The organism is Nocardia aurantia (assembly GCF_009604425.1).
Classification (GTDB): Bacteria; Actinomycetota; Actinomycetes; order Mycobacteriales; family Mycobacteriaceae; genus Nocardia; species Nocardia aurantia.
The window spans coordinates 242,994-257,070 of record NZ_WEGI01000002.1 but is presented as its reverse complement, the minus strand read 5'-3'; the positions used below and the strand labels follow the sequence as shown (position 1 = coordinate 257,070).

Sequence of the window (14,077 nt, the reverse complement as noted above, 5' to 3'; positions counted from 1 at the left end):
TCCGTGCTGAGAACAGAGTTGTCGAGTTTAGTGGGATATTCCAGGCAACGTCGTAGCCGCAGGTGAGCGGGTTGCGCCGAGGTGTCGATTCACGAGGCGTGGGTGGTGTTCGAGCGCCGTGGCCGGACGTCGCCGTCGCGGCGGCTCGCCGGCTTCGCGCGATACATGGCCAGGTCGGCATCGTGCAGGACGGCCTCGGGGGACCGCGTCTCGTTGGCGTTCAGCTCGGTGACCCCGATGGTGGCGTCGACCCGGATGCGATGCCCGCGGGCGATGATCGGCTCGGTCATGGTTCGTCGCAGCCGGGCGACCAGCGCGTCCAGATCGTCCGCCCGGACCTGGCCCGACAGCAGTACCAGGAATTCGTCGCCGCCGATGCGGCCGAGCGTGTCCTCCTCTCGCAGCCCCCGCTGCAGGCGCTGCGCCGCGATCTGCAACACCGTGTCGCCGACCGCGTGGCCGAGCGTGTCGTTGATCTTCTTGAATCCGTCCAGATCGATGAACAGCACGGCCGCGACCGGTTTCCGGCCGGTGCTGCCCAGGGCGGCGGCGAGCCGGGCCAGCACGAGCGAGCGGTTGGCCAGGCCGGTCAGCGGGTCGTGGGTGGCCTGGAATTCGAGCTGTTTGCGGCTGGCCCGCTGATCGGTGATGTCGTTGAACGAGCACACCGCGGGCGATTCGGGGTCGTCGGCGATCAGGCGGCGGGCCGACGCCGAGATCCAGCGTCGCTGCCCGTCGGTGCGGTCCACGCCGAAGACGTAGTCGGTGATCGGCTCGCCGGTGGCGATGGTGTGGAACACCGGATATCGCGACAGCGGTAGCGGCTGGCCGTTCATGTCGAGGAACTGTATCGGCAGGGTGAGAATGGACACGCCGACCAGGTCCGCCCCCTCGTTGCCGAACATGCGTTTCGCCGCCGGGTTGACCGATTCGATGCGGCCGTTGCGGTCGATCACGGTCACGCCCTCCTCGAGCTGCTCCACCACGGCGGTGAAGTACATCTCGGCGCGGCGCTGCGCGGCCTCGGCGTGGCGCTGCGCGCTCATGTCGTAGACGACCACCTGGTAGGCGCGGCGGCCCTGCCAGACGGTGAGCACCGCGACGGCCTCCACCTCGACGGTGTCGCCGTCGTCACGCACGATGGTCAGTTCGGTCCGTTCGGACGTGTCGCCGGTCTCTTGCAGTTCCAGCAACCGCCGCCGCATGTCGGGAAGGTAGGCGGGCGCGATGAAATCGGTCACCTCCCGGCCGATCAACTGATCCGGCTCGGTGGCGCCCAGCAGCCGCTCGGCGGCGGGATTCATGAAGACGATGTACCGGCCGTCGTGCATGATGAGCGATGACGGGCTGTGCTCGACGAGATCGCGATACAGCAGCGCGAGCTGCTCGACGTCGGGCGCGCCGGGGATCCGGCCGTCCTGGTCGTGAACCACGTGCACCTCCCGTCCGTCGGAGACTCACGTCACTGGAATGCCGTGCGGGACCGCCACCGCGGCTGCCGGGGTCGCGTCCCGCGGCCTACGATCGTCGATCATTACAGGTGAGCGGTTCGCGCGGCAACGTTGCCGACGATGTTCACACCGTACTCGGAGGTTGGGTCCCGCTGCCGTCCCGCCTGGTGTGACCTGGTCGAATCGACCTCCGCCGATTTTTGTCGGTGGGTGTGCCTAGCATGGCGGCGGGGTAGTTCTGATTGCCGAAATTACGTGGGAGAAGGGACGGCCAGTGTCGGATCGCCTGACGGTGCGCGGAGCGCGGGAGCACAACCTCAAGGGGGTCGACCTCGACCTGCCCCGCGACAGTCTCATCGTGTTCACCGGGTTGTCCGGTTCGGGCAAGTCGAGTCTGGCCTTCGACACCATCTTCGCGGAGGGTCAGCGCCGGTATGTCGAATCGCTGTCGGCCTACGCGCGGCAGTTCCTGGGCCAGATGGACAAGCCCGACGTCGACTTCATCGAGGGCCTGTCGCCGGCGGTATCGATCGACCAGAAGTCCACCAACCGCAACCCGCGGTCCACCGTGGGCACCATCACCGAGGTCTACGACTATCTGCGCCTGCTCTACGCGCGGGCGGGCACCCCGCACTGCCCGGTCTGCGGTGAGCTGATCGCCAAACAGTCCCCGCAGCAGATCGTCGACCAGGTTCTCGCCATGCCGGAGGGCACCAAATTCCAGGTGCTGGCGCCCGTGGTGCGCACCCGCAAGGGCGAGTTCGTGGACCTGTTCGACCAGCTCAACGGCCAGGGCTACTCCCGGGTCCGGGTCGACGGCGTGGTGCATCAGCTGACCGATCCGCCGAAGCTGAAGAAACAGGAGAAGCACGACATCGAGGTCGTCATCGACCGCCTCACCGTCAAGCCGAGCTCCAAGCAGCGCCTCACCGATTCCATCGAGACGGCGCTGCGCCTCGCCGACGGCATCGTGGTGCTCGACTTCGTCGACCGCGACGAGCACGCCCACGACCGGGAGCGCCGCTTCTCCGAGAAGCTGGCCTGCCCCAACGGCCACCCGCTCGACATCGAGGATCTCGAGCCGCGGTCGTTCTCGTTCAACTCGCCCTACGGCGCCTGCCCGGACTGCACCGGTCTCGGCATCCGCAAGGAGGTCGACCCGGATCTGGTGGTGCCCGATCAGGACCTGAGCCTGGCGGAGGGCGCCATCGCGCCGTGGTCGCGCGGGCAGACCGCCGAATACTTCCTCCGCCTGCTGTCGGGCCTGGCCGACGCGCTGGGCTTCTCCCTCGACACCCCGTGGCGGCAGTTGCCGGCGAAGGTCCGCAAGGCGGTGCTGGAGGGCAGTTCCGAGCAGGTGCACGTGTCGTACACCAACCGGTACGGCCGCAAGCGTTCGTACTACGCCGATTTCGAGGGCGTCATGCCCTTCCTGCAGCGGCGGCTCGACAACACCGAGTCCGAGCAGATGAAGGAGCACTACGACGGCTACATGCGGGACGTCCCGTGCCCCGTCTGTAGTGGCGCCCGGCTGCGCCCGGAGATCCTCGCCGTCACCCTGAACAGCGAGGCGGGCCGCAAATCCATTGCCGCCGTGTGTGATCTGTCGATCCGCGAGTGTTCCCGCTTCCTCCACACGCTCGATCTGGGCGAGCGCGAGGCGGCCATCGCCGGTCAGGTGCTCAAGGAGATCCAGGCGCGGCTCGGCTTCCTGCTCGACGTGGGTCTCGAGTACCTGACCCTGTCCCGGGCCGCCGCCACCCTGTCCGGCGGTGAGGCCCAGCGCATCCGGCTGGCCACCCAGATCGGCTCGGGTCTGGTCGGCGTGCTGTACGTGCTCGACGAGCCGTCCATCGGCCTGCACCAGCGTGACAACCGACGGCTCATCGAAACCCTCACGCGCCTCAAGAGTCTCGGCAACACGCTGATCGTCGTCGAGCACGACGAGGACACCATCCACGCCTCCGACTGGGTGGTGGACATCGGCCCGCTGGCCGGCGAGCACGGCGGTCAGGTGGTCTACAGCGGACCGTATCCCGGCCTGCTGGCCGACCCGAATTCGCTGACGGGAGCGTACCTTTCGGGCCGCGAACGCATCGAGGTCCCGATGGTCCGCCGTCCGGTGGACAAGAAGCGCCAGCTCACCGTCATCGGCGCGAACGAGCACAACCTCCGCGACATCGACGTGAACTTCCCCCTGGGTGTCCTGACCGCCGTCACCGGCGTCTCCGGCTCGGGCAAGTCCACCCTGGTCAACGACATCCTGGCCACCGTCCTGGCGAACAAACTCAACGGCGCCCGCCAGGTGCCCGGCCGCCACACCCGCATCAACGGCCTCGACCACCTCGACAAACTGGTCCAGGTCGACCAGTCGCCGATCGGCCGCACCCCCCGCTCCAACCCCGCGACCTACACCGGCGTCTTCGACAAGATCCGCACTCTCTTCGCCGCCACCACCGAGGCGAAGGTGCGCGGCTATCAGCCGGGCCGCTTCTCGTTCAACGTCAAAGGCGGCCGCTGCGAGGCCTGTTCGGGCGACGGCACCCTGAAGATCGAGATGAACTTCCTCCCCGATGTGTACGTCCCCTGCGAGGTCTGCCACGGCGCCCGCTACAACCGGGAAACCCTGGAAGTCCACTACAAGGGCAAGACCATCGCCGAGGTCCTCGACATGCCCATCGACGAGGCCGCCGACTTCTTCGAACCGGTCACCTCGATCCACCGCTACCTGAAAACCCTGGTGGACGTCGGCCTCGGCTACGTCCGCCTCGGCCAGAGCGCCCCCACCCTCTCCGGCGGCGAGGCCCAGCGAGTGAAACTGGCGGCCGAACTCCAGAAACGCTCCACCGGCCGCACCGTCTACATCCTCGACGAGCCCACCACCGGCCTTCACTTCGAGGACATCCGCAAACTCCTCGGCGTCATCAACGGCCTGGTCGACAAGGGCAACACGGTCATCGTCATCGAACACAACCTCGACGTGATCAAAACCTCGGACTGGGTCATCGACATGGGCCCGGAGGGCGGTTCCGGCGGCGGCACCATCGTCGCCCAGGGCACCCCGGAAGAGATCGCCGCCGTCCCCGGCAGTTACACCGGCCAATTCCTCTCCGGAGCGTTGACCCCTGCCGAACCGTCGGCCTCGGCCCGCCGTACCACCACCTCTTCATCCGCCAAACCCACCGCCAAGAAAACAGCAAAGAAGGCCGCCACCAAGAAGCCTCCCGAAGCCGACCCGAAACGCGCCGCCGCCGCCCGGCGCCGCGCCGCCGCTCTCCGCTGAGCCACTACTCGCCGGAAATGACCGGTCGCCGAGCATCCGGTTGCCGAGCGCATCCGGATGCCACGCGGCCGCGGCATCGGCGAGCGAGTTGGTCTGGGCCACAAGCCGACATCACAGCATGGACGGCGATCGGAATATTGTGCCTGATCTACGCGCCCATGGTGATCGAATGCAGCGCCGGAATCGGCTGTGGTGCACCGGCTTTCGGGCCGATCATGCTCATCGTCGTTCCTTCAGCCCACGCGCACAACGTATTACAGCGTAGGGCTTATCGTGCTGGCTGCACTGCGGGAGATTTGTAGTATCGGAACGTGGCAGCGTTGTGTGTCGTCCGGCGGGCACATTTCGCCCTGTTTTGTGCGGTGATACCGACGGCCGCCGGGGCGCCGACTATGTTGCCCTGTCGACGGCTCCGAAAGGTGCCTACCCCGGCGGTGTTCATGTTTCCGGTCGATGGCGTTGCGGGTGACGAGCGAACCGGATCAGCGGACCAGGCGGAGGGTGTCGGGGGTGAGGTCGGCGAGGGTGGGGTAGCCGTCGACGGCCATGATCAGGTCGGTTTCGGCGAGGAGGGCGCGGAGGACGTGGACGACGCCGTCGGTGCCGGCGAGGGCGGCGCCCCAGACGTAGGGGCGGCCGATGCCGACGGCGGTGGCGCCGAGGGCGAGGGCCTTGACGATGTCGGCGCCACTGCGGATGCCGGAGTCGAACAGGACGGGGAGGCCGTCGGCGGCGGCGACCACCTCGGGGAGGACGTCGAGGGCGGGCAGGCCGCCGTTCGCTTGGCGCCCACCGTGATTGGAGCAGTAGACGGCGTCGGCGCCGGCGTCCTTGGCGCGGCGGGCGTCCTCGGGGTGGTTGATGCCCTTGACGATCAGTGGCAGGTCGGTCAGGGAGCGCAGCCAGGGCAGGTCGTTCCAGGTGAGCGGGTTGCCGAAGGTCTGGACCCAGGCCAGCATCGCCGCGCGGGGGTCCTCCTCGGGAGTCTTGTCGAGGGTGGCGCGGAAGACCGGGTCGCTGGTGTAGTTGGCCAGGCAGTGGCCGCGGAGTTGGGGGAAGTTGCTGGCGCCCAGGTCGCGGGGTCGCCAGCCGGTGATCCAGGTGTCGAGGGTGACGACGATGCCCTGGTAGCCGGCCTGTTCGGCGCGGTGGACCAGGCTCGCGGCGAGATCGCGGTTCTTCGGTGTGTACAGCTGGAAGAAGCCGGGGGTGTCGCCGAATTCGGCGGCCACCTGTTCCAGCGGGTCGACCGTCAGCGTGGAGGCGACCATCGGGACGCCGGTGCGCGCCGCGGCGCGCGCGGTCGCCAGGTCGCCGTGGCCGTCCTGGGTGCACAACCCGATCACGCCGACGGGGGCGAGGAAGAGGGGGGAGGGCAGCGTCAGGCCGAACAGGTCGATCGACAGGTCCCGTTCCGCCGCGCCGACGAACATCCGCGGCACCAGGCCCCAGCGGTCGAACGCGGTGACATTGGCGTTCTGCGTCCGCTCGTCGCCCGCGCCGCCCGCGACGTAGGACAGCACCGACGGTGGCAGCGCCTGCCGGGCGCGTTCCTCCCATCCGGCGTAACTCATGGGCAGGGTCGGCTGGATCCCGAGCAGGCCGGCGAAGTAGATCTCGTTCTGGAAGTCGGCGAATGCCACTGGCTGTCCCTTCTCGCGGCACGGTAAGTGCAGGATTCTGCCAAATCGCCCACCGCCGGGGGCGTCAACGGTCCGGGTGTCGCGACAAGAACGTGCCCGCGACGGCCAGTGCCGCCGCGACTCCGGCCGCGACCAGAAAGACGAGGTCGTAGCCCGAGGCGAGGGCAGCGGTCGTGCCGGAGGCGCCGGTTCGCGTGCTCGCGACGGTGGCGAGGGCCGCCAGCGCCACCGCGCCGCCGACCTGGCTCGCCGTGTTGGCCAGGCCGCCGGCGATCCCGGCGTCGGCCTCGGGGGTGTCCGCGGTCGCCACCGCCATGAGAGTGGGGAACACGAGTCCGATTCCGGTCGCGACGAGCAGAGTCGGGCCGAGGACGGCGGTGAGATAGCCGCTCCCGGCGTGCGTCCGGGCCAGCAGGCCGAAACCGGCGAGCAGGAAGCCGCTGCCGATCGTCACCGGAACCCTTGCGCCGCAACGGGTCAGCAGGAGCGCGGCCCAGCGCGCGACGATCACGAAGGTGACCGCGGCGGGCGTCTGGCCCAGCCCGGATCGCAGCGCGTCGTACCCGAGTACCTCCTGCAGGAGCAGGGAAGTGAAGTACCACATCGCGATCGGAACAGCGCCGAACCACAGCAGCATGGCATTTCCCGCCGCTGTCCGGCGAATTCCGAACAGCCGCAACGGCATCATCGGCGACGTGGCGAGATATCGCTCCGCCGTGAGGAATCCGAGCAGCAATACGACTCCGGCCCCGATCGGCACCAGCGTCTGTCCCGATGTCCAGCCGTGCTCACCGCCGCGCATCACCCCGAAGACGAGCGCACCGAGACCCGCCGTCGCGGTGATCGTGCCGATCGGGTCCAGCCGCCCCCGCCGTTCGCGCGGCGTGCCGGGCAACGCGGTCGCGGCCACGGCGATCAGCACCGCGCCGATCGGCACGTTGATCGGGAACACCCACCGCCAGGAGAGCGCGCCGGTGATCACGCCGCCCACGATCGCCCCGGCCATCCCGCCCGCACCACCGGCGGCGGACCAGGCGCCGAACGCCCGGGCCCGGTCCGCGCCCGCGGCGAATCCGGTGTTGATCACCGCCAGCGTCGCCGGGGCGAGCAGGGCCGCGCCCGCGCCCTGCGCCACCCGGGCCGCCACCAGCACCGCCGCGCCGGTGGCCAGCCCGCCGACCAGGCTCGAGGCGGAGAACAGCATCAGCCCCGCGACGAACATCCGGCGTCGTCCGAAGAGGTCCACGGCCCGCCCGGCCGAGAGCATGAGCCCGGCGAAGGCGAGCAGATATCCGTTGACCACCCAGGTCAGGCCGCCGGGGGAGAATCCGAGCTCCCATTGGATCGACGGGAGCGCGACGTTCACCACCGACGCGTCCAGGATCACCATGAACTGCCCGGCGCAGGCCAGCGCGAGCAAGCGGCCGGAACCGTGCCGGGACAGGGGATTCGCCTTCGATTCGATCACCACGAGCACTCCCCGGAGACAAGCGGAATAGTTACGTGCATAATGTTATGTGCGTAACCAATTCGTCAAGGGAGGGCCGTGGACTTCGATCGAGCCGACGCCGTCAACCAGGCCGTTCGCCTGCTGAGCCTGCGGCACCGCGCCCGCGCCGCCGCCCTGCTGGCGCCGCTGGGCCTGCATCCCGGTCAGGAGGTGCTGCTGCTGGAACTGGCTCGCCACGGTCCGATGATCCAGGCGCAACTGAGCGAGGCGCTCGGTTGTGAGCCGCCCAGCGTCACCCTCATGGCCCGCAAGCTCGAGGCCTCCGGCCACCTCCGCCGCACGCCGGCGCCGGCCGACAAACGCGCCAGCGTCGTCGAACTCACCGACGCGGGCCGGGCGCTGGCGGACGAGGTGAAGGAGATCTGGTGCGCCCTCGCCGACGAAACCGTCGCCGGCCTGCCCGCCCGGACCGTCGCCGAACTCCCCGGCCTGCTGAACACCTTGACCGCGAACGTCGACACTCGCCGTTCCCGCCGTGGTACCCGATGATCACTTGGTCCGGCCGTCCCGGCCGCACCGATCATTGTCACCGGTCACGACGAGGACAACGCCGGATTGCCTTCGGCCGGTTCGTGTTCCGGCGAGGCCGCACCCGAGCCGCAGCCCACTGCGGCCGCGCCGCCGCCCCGGACGCGGCCCGTTCAGCCGAGTTTCCAGTCCTCCTCGGGCCCGCGATGGCGGCCCATGCGCCGGCGCCGGAAGAACACCTCTTCCACCGACATCGGTTGCCCGGCGGCGGTGATCGCGGCGAGCCGGTTGTCCATCTGGTACTCGTGGATGTGCCGTTGCAGCCCGGCCTGTCGTTCCGGCGGCAGGGTCGCCCACACCGCGCCGAACCGGTTCTGTACATCGGTGTCCGCCACGGCGACCAGGCGCAGCAGCGAGGGCCACAGCTCGGTCTCGGTGGCGTGGGTCGGCAGTTCGCGGACCGCGTCGTCCGGGAGTTCGGAGATCCAGCGGGCGACGTAGCGGCGGGTGTCGACATCCATCCGCATCGACAACTCGCCGAGTCCGCGCCAGCTGTCGGCCCGGCTGTTCGTGGCGAGCGTGCCGACCAGGGTCGGCAGTACGGCGCCGTCGTACAGCACCGGGTTGCCCGCGAGTTTGCGCAGCGCGGAGGGGCTGAGCCGGCCCGCGAAGGTCAGCAGTTCGGCGCCCGCGCCGCCGCGGACCGCCGCGATGATCAGCGCGCCGATCCCGGCGGTGGGTGCGAGGTCGAACAGGATATCGCCGACGGCCGTCACCACATCGGGTTCGCAGCGGGAGAACACGGTGATGGCCGCCGCCTGCAGATCGGGCGGACCGTTCAGCACCGTGTGCACCATGCGCGGAATGCGCCGGCCCGTCAGGAACTGCCGCACGATGGCGCTGACCGCCGTCCCGGAGTACGCGAAGGCCGCGGAGAAGATCAGCCCCGCGTCGTCGGGCACGCCGCGTTCGACGGCCTCGATCAGCGCGGGTGTGGCATAGGCGAGGAACGGTCCCGCGGTGATGTAGTCCCGTCGGCGCAGCAATTCGTTGACAACCTCGAGGACCGGTTCGGGCGGCGCGATGTCGGCGAGTTGCCCGACGGTCTGCGGGTCCATGTAGGGGGCGCAGTCGGCGGCGTAGAGCGGATGCAACATGGTCATCGTCTCCGCGGCCTTGCGCGGATGTTCGACACCCACCGCGCCGGCTGCCCGGCCGGTCAGCATCGGCGGAATCAGCTTCTGTACCAACGGAATCGAGATACCCAGTGGGATCAGCGGCACCAATCGGCTGATCCGGGTGAAGGTTTCGCCGTGATGCTCGAACAACGCCGCGCTCGCGCGTTGCTGCAACTCGTGCAGCCGGTCCGGGCCCAGGCGTTCGAGATGGGCCAGCCGCTCCGGGGCCACGTGCAGGGTGCGCGCCAGCAGGATGATCTGCGCGCGGACGATCAGGCTGCTCATCGATCGAGCGAGTGGCCGAACATGATCCGCTTCGTCGTCGGTCCCAGTGGCCAGGGCAGTGCGTGCACCATCCGATCCACCGCCTCGGACAGCGCGGCGACCTCACGCTGCCGGGCGCCCTCGAACAGCTCGAGGAGATCCGCGGTCTCGGCTTCGGACAGGAAGTCGAGCGCGGCAACCGGGCCGTGTAGTGCCTCTTCGAGCTCGCGTCGGGCAGTCATGGTGCTCCTGGATCGGGTACTCCTTCGCCAGCCTCTATTACCCCTCGAATGGGCGGGCAAATCCTGGCATTCGCCCAAATCTGTGCACCGGGCCAGCCTTCCCGGGGTTCGAATTGGCGGTCGCCACCAAGAGTGGCCCGCTCACGATGATCGCGCCACTCCCGGGTTACCCGTGCCGGGAGGCATTTCAGTACACCGGACCGGTGTATTTCTCGCCCGGCCCGGTCCCCGGCGCGTCGGGATGCGCGGAGGACTCCCGGAACGCGCGCTGCAGGGCCTGCAGTCCCTCGCGCAGCGGGCCGGCGTGCGGGCCGAGGTATTCGACCGAGGCGGTGATCAGGCCGGCCAGGGCGGTGATGAGGCGACGCGCCTCATCCAGATCCAGATGCGGGCTGGCCTGCGGGTCGTCGTCGGCGAGGCCGAGCTTCTCGGCGGCCGAGCTCATCAGCATCACCGCCGCCCGGCTGATGACCTCCACTGCGGGGATCTCGGCCAGCTCGCGCACGGTCTCCGACGGATTGCTCATGCCGGTAGCATGGCACCGACGTCGATATGCCTGGTCGCGGGGTTGCCCGATTGGGATGATGGCGCGCGGGGGTGTTAAGCTGTACGGCGACGACCGCCCCGGTCCAGTCATAGTGTCGCATCAGCAGCACTTCTGTGGCAGGTCCGGGGCCATAAGTGGAGCCCGACTCCCACCGTTCGCCGGTTCACACCAGGCCGGACGGTCCGGTCGCCCGTCCGATACGGACGGGTTCCTGCGCGGGGCGATATGCCCGCGGAGGGTCGACGCGTGGGTTCGCGTCGGTGACCGGTCGACATCGGGCCCCGTGGCGGTGAAATACCGCAGCGGGGCTTTCGTGTTGGATATGGGGTTGCAGTTATAGCTTGCGGTCGTTGGACGACACCGCTTGACCTAGGAGGCCCCATCAGCACTGAGACCCGCATCAACGATCGTATTCGTGTTCCCGAGGTTCGACTCATCGGACCGGGCGGTGAACAGGTAGGGATCGTGCGTGTTGAAGATGCACTGCGCGTCGCGCAGGAAGCCGATCTCGACTTGGTCGAGGTCGCGCCGGACGCGCGACCGCCGGTCTGTAAGATCATGGACTACGGCAAGTTCAAGTACGAGACGGCGCAGAAGGCACGCGAGTCCCGGAAGAACCAGCAGCAGACCGTGATCAAGGAGCAGAAGCTCCGTCCGAAGATCGACGACCACGACTACGAGACGAAGAAGGGCCATGTCCTTCGCTTCCTGCAAGCAGGCTCGAAGGTCAAGGTGACGATCATGTTCCGTGGTCGCGAGCAGTCGCGACCCGAGCTGGGCTTCCGGCTGTTGCAGCGGCTGGCTTCCGATGTCGCCGAATTCGGCTTCGTCGAGACGTCGGCCAAGCAGGACGGCCGGAACATGACCATGGTCCTCGCGCCTCACAAGGGCGCGAAGACGCGGGCGAAGGCACAGCAGACGGTTTCGCACCGGGAATCGGCCGCCAACGGCGTTCCCGACGTGGCGCCGGAGCAGGTGCCTGTGACGGTGCCCGACGCGGTCCCCGCGGAAGCGGACAGCCCGCAGTAACCGATACCACTGACGGCGGGCCTCGCGTGTCGCGAGGCCGCCGGCAATGAGACAGATTGAGGAATCCATGCCGAAGATGAAGAGCCACAGCGGCGCCTCGAAGCGATTCAAGGTGACCGGTCGCGGCAAGCTGCTGCGTGAGCAGGCGAACCGTCGCCACCTGTTCGAGCACAAGTCCTCCCGCCGGACTCGTCGTCTGGAAGGCACGGAGGTCGTTGCGGCCCCCGACGTCCGCCGCGTGAAGAAGCTGCTCGGTCTCTGAGCCCGCTCTCCTCGAGCTACCCACCGACCCCCGGGCGCCTCGCGCGCCCCTCGATCGAACAAGGAACTGACAAGTGGCACGCGTCAAAAGGGCCGTCAACGCTCAGAAGAAGCGCCGTACCGTTCTCGAGGCCTCCAAGGGCTACCGCGGACAGCGCTCCAGGCTGTACCGCAAGGCCAAGGAGCAGCAGCTCAAGTCGCTGACCTACGCGTTCCGCGACCGCCGGGCCCGGAAGGGTGACTTCCGCCAGCTGTGGATCACCCGCATCAACGCGGCCGCCCGCGCCAACGACATCACCTACAACCGCTTCATCCAGGGTCTGAAGGCCGCGGGTGTCGAGGTCGATCGCAAGATCCTCGCCGAGCTCGCCGTCTCCGACGCCGAGGCGTTCGCCGGTCTGGTCGCGGTCGCCAAGGCCGCCCTGCCGGAGGATGTCAACGCGCCGGCCGCCTGAGCCGGGTGACACCGAAGCATTTCGCAACGACCCGCGGACGCGCTTTCCGAGCGCAACCCGCGGGTCGTTGCGTGCTGTCGAACGGTCGGAGGTCATGAGCGCCGACGCCATCGACTGGCGCAATCCGCGAGTCGTCTCCGCCGTCAAACTCCATCGTGCGCCGCAGCGCCGCAAGACCGGCCGGTTCCTCGCGGAGGGGGCGAACTCGGTCGAGGCGGCGCTGGACACCGAGCGGGTCGAGGAATTGTTCTACTCGGCGCGCGCCGCCGAACGCGAGCATGCCCTGGTGGCGAGTGCCGCGGCGCTCGGGGTGCGTACCACCCAGGTCAGCGAGCGGGCCGCCGAGATGCTGGGGGAGACGGTAACCCCGCCCGGCCTGGTCGCCGTCTGCCGCACGGTGGACGTGCCGTTGCAACGGGTGCTCGACGGGCGGCCCCGGACGCTCGCGGTGCCGGTCGAGATCGCCGATCCGGGTAACGCTGGAACCCTGATCCGGGTGGCCGACGCCGTCGGCGCGGATGCGGTCGTGCTGGCCGGGGATTCGGTCGATCCGCACAACGGCAAATGTGTACGCGCTTGTGCCGGAAGCCTTTTCCACGTCCCGGTCGCCCGGGAACGTGATGTGGACGTGGTGCTCGCGGCCCTGCGTGAAGCCGGTGTCGCGGTGCTGGCAACCACGGCTCGCGGCGAGGTCGATCTCGACGACGCCGATGAGATCCTCGCCGGTCCGGTGGCGTGGCTGTTCGGCAACGAGGCGCACGGCCTCGATCCGGAGATCGCGCGCCGGGCCGACCATCGGATCCGTATCCCGATCCACGGGCGCGCCGAGAGCCTGAATCTCGCTGCGGCAGCGGCGATCTGCCTCTACGCCGGCGCCCGGGTACAGCACCGGGAGTAGCCGGGTCCGGTGCCGTGCGGCACCGGGAGCGGGCGGATCCGGCGCGGTGCGGCATCGGGAGTCGGCGGATCCGGCGCGGCGGCTCGCCGCCGATGTGCGGTCCGGGCCGCACGCTTATTCGTCGACCAAATTTTCGAGGAGCTCCGTGGCCCAGTCGCAGACCCGGGCGCCGGGCCCGAGCACCTGCATCGCGGCCAGCACGGTGAGCAGCATGCCCTTGGCCATGAAGTCGCGGGCCTCCTCGGCGGAGGCCCCGGTGAGATCCCGTACCAGCCGATAGATGCGGCCGAAGCGATCCCGAGTTCGGTCGCCGATCACCGGGTCGCCACTCGCGGCAAAGCCGTGCAGGAGCAGCATCAGGAGTTCGCGTTCGGTCAGGAATACGTCGTAGGCCGCGCCCAGCGAATGCAGTCTGTCCTCCGGGCTCGCGTCCGGGCCCACGTCGGCGGCCGCGGTCCGGAAGATCTCCTCCACGCGGTCGCAGGCCCGCTGCACGCTCTCCACGAACAGTTGCTGCTTGCTGCCGAACAGCCGGATCACATACGGCTGGGAGACCCCCGCCAGACGCGCAATCTCATCGGTTTTCGTTGCGGCATAACCGGATTCGGCGAAGGCGACCACCGCTGCCGTGAGCACCTGCTCACTGCGTTCGCCGGCGGTCAGACGGGTGCGCGGCGCTGCCATCTCGTCCTCCTTCTCGCTGCCGGGTCTTCCGATATCCGCGATCAGATCCTGCCACCGGGTGTGGCGCGACCCGTCTCCCGGGATGCCGGACCCGGCGTCCATTGACATGTTATCAGTCAATGCATACTCTGGCAGGCGGCAAGTTATCAGTGGATAACAACAAA

At 68.8% G+C, this 14,077-nt stretch carries 13 protein-coding genes; 6 read left to right on the top strand and 7 right to left on the bottom strand.

The genetic code is table 11. From position 1 onward, the window contains the following. Positions 1-89: 89 nt before the first annotated feature. Positions 90-1,433 carry a diguanylate cyclase domain-containing protein gene (locus NRB56_RS04595; RefSeq protein WP_319942551.1) on the bottom strand — a complete coding sequence of 448 codons (1,344 nt, stop codon included), beginning with the start codon at positions 1,431-1,433 and terminating at the stop codon, positions 90-92. Between the two features lie 292 nt (positions 1,434-1,725). Here NRB56_RS04595 and uvrA point away from each other — a divergent pair, with 292 nt between their 5' ends. Beyond that, on the top strand, positions 1,726-4,734 hold the full coding sequence (gene uvrA / locus NRB56_RS04590) for an excinuclease ABC subunit UvrA (protein ID WP_319942550.1): 3,009 nt from the start codon (positions 1,726-1,728) through the stop codon (positions 4,732-4,734). Positions 4,735-5,216: 482 nt separating this feature from the next. Here uvrA and NRB56_RS04585 read toward each other — a convergent pair whose 3' ends face one another. Beyond that, positions 5,217-6,377, bottom strand: a complete 1,161-nt coding sequence (locus NRB56_RS04585) for an alpha-hydroxy-acid oxidizing protein (RefSeq protein ID WP_319942549.1) — start codon at positions 6,375-6,377, stop codon at positions 5,217-5,219. Positions 6,378-6,441: 64 nt separating this feature from the next. Beyond that, positions 6,442-7,848, bottom strand: coding sequence for an MFS transporter (locus NRB56_RS04580; protein ID WP_319942548.1), 1,407 nt, complete (start codon positions 7,846-7,848; stop codon positions 6,442-6,444). 75 nt (positions 7,849-7,923) lie between these two features. Between NRB56_RS04580 and NRB56_RS04575 the strand changes: the two genes are divergently transcribed. Beyond that, positions 7,924-8,376 carry a MarR family winged helix-turn-helix transcriptional regulator gene (locus NRB56_RS04575; protein WP_319942547.1) on the top strand — a complete coding sequence of 151 codons (453 nt, stop codon included), beginning with the start codon at positions 7,924-7,926 and terminating at the stop codon, positions 8,374-8,376. A gap of 152 nt (positions 8,377-8,528) precedes the next feature. On the opposite strand, the gene NRB56_RS04570 is transcribed toward NRB56_RS04575, so the two are convergent. The 3 genes from NRB56_RS04570 to NRB56_RS04560 form a co-directional block, all read right to left on the bottom strand. Further along, on the bottom strand, positions 8,529-9,818 hold the full coding sequence (locus NRB56_RS04570) for a hypothetical protein (RefSeq protein ID WP_153339238.1): 1,290 nt from the start codon (positions 9,816-9,818) through the stop codon (positions 8,529-8,531). Next, entirely contained in the window at positions 9,815-10,039 is a 225-nt protein-coding gene (locus NRB56_RS04565; protein WP_153339237.1) for a hypothetical protein, read from the bottom strand. The genes NRB56_RS04570 and NRB56_RS04565 overlap by 4 nt, the downstream gene beginning before the upstream one ends. Positions 10,040-10,226: 187 nt before the next feature. Beyond that, positions 10,227-10,565, bottom strand: coding sequence for a DUF1844 domain-containing protein (locus NRB56_RS04560; RefSeq protein ID WP_153339236.1), 339 nt, complete (start codon positions 10,563-10,565; stop codon positions 10,227-10,229). Between the two features lie 357 nt (positions 10,566-10,922). Here NRB56_RS04560 and infC point away from each other — a divergent pair, with 357 nt between their 5' ends. From infC to NRB56_RS04540, 4 genes are all read left to right on the top strand, one after another. After that, on the top strand, positions 10,923-11,615 hold the full coding sequence (gene infC, locus NRB56_RS04555) for a translation initiation factor IF-3 (protein WP_319942645.1): 693 nt from the start codon (positions 10,923-10,925) through the stop codon (positions 11,613-11,615). Positions 11,616-11,682: 67 nt separating this feature from the next. After that, positions 11,683-11,877, top strand: coding sequence for a 50S ribosomal protein L35 (gene rpmI / locus NRB56_RS04550; protein WP_153339235.1), 195 nt, complete (start codon positions 11,683-11,685; stop codon positions 11,875-11,877). A gap of 73 nt (positions 11,878-11,950) precedes the next feature. After that, entirely contained in the window at positions 11,951-12,331 is a 381-nt protein-coding gene (gene rplT, locus NRB56_RS04545) for a 50S ribosomal protein L20 (protein ID WP_019928060.1), read from the top strand. A 94-nt stretch (positions 12,332-12,425) separates the two neighbouring features. Continuing rightward, complete coding sequence (locus NRB56_RS04540) at positions 12,426-13,229, top strand: TrmH family RNA methyltransferase (RefSeq protein ID WP_153339234.1); 804 nt, start codon at positions 12,426-12,428, stop codon at positions 13,227-13,229. Between the two features lie 114 nt (positions 13,230-13,343). On the opposite strand, the gene NRB56_RS04535 is transcribed toward NRB56_RS04540, so the two are convergent. Further along, a complete protein-coding gene (locus NRB56_RS04535) occupies positions 13,344-14,021 on the bottom strand; it encodes a TetR/AcrR family transcriptional regulator (protein ID WP_227837173.1) in 678 nt (225 codons plus the stop codon). Between the last annotated feature and the right edge of the window lie 56 nt (positions 14,022-14,077).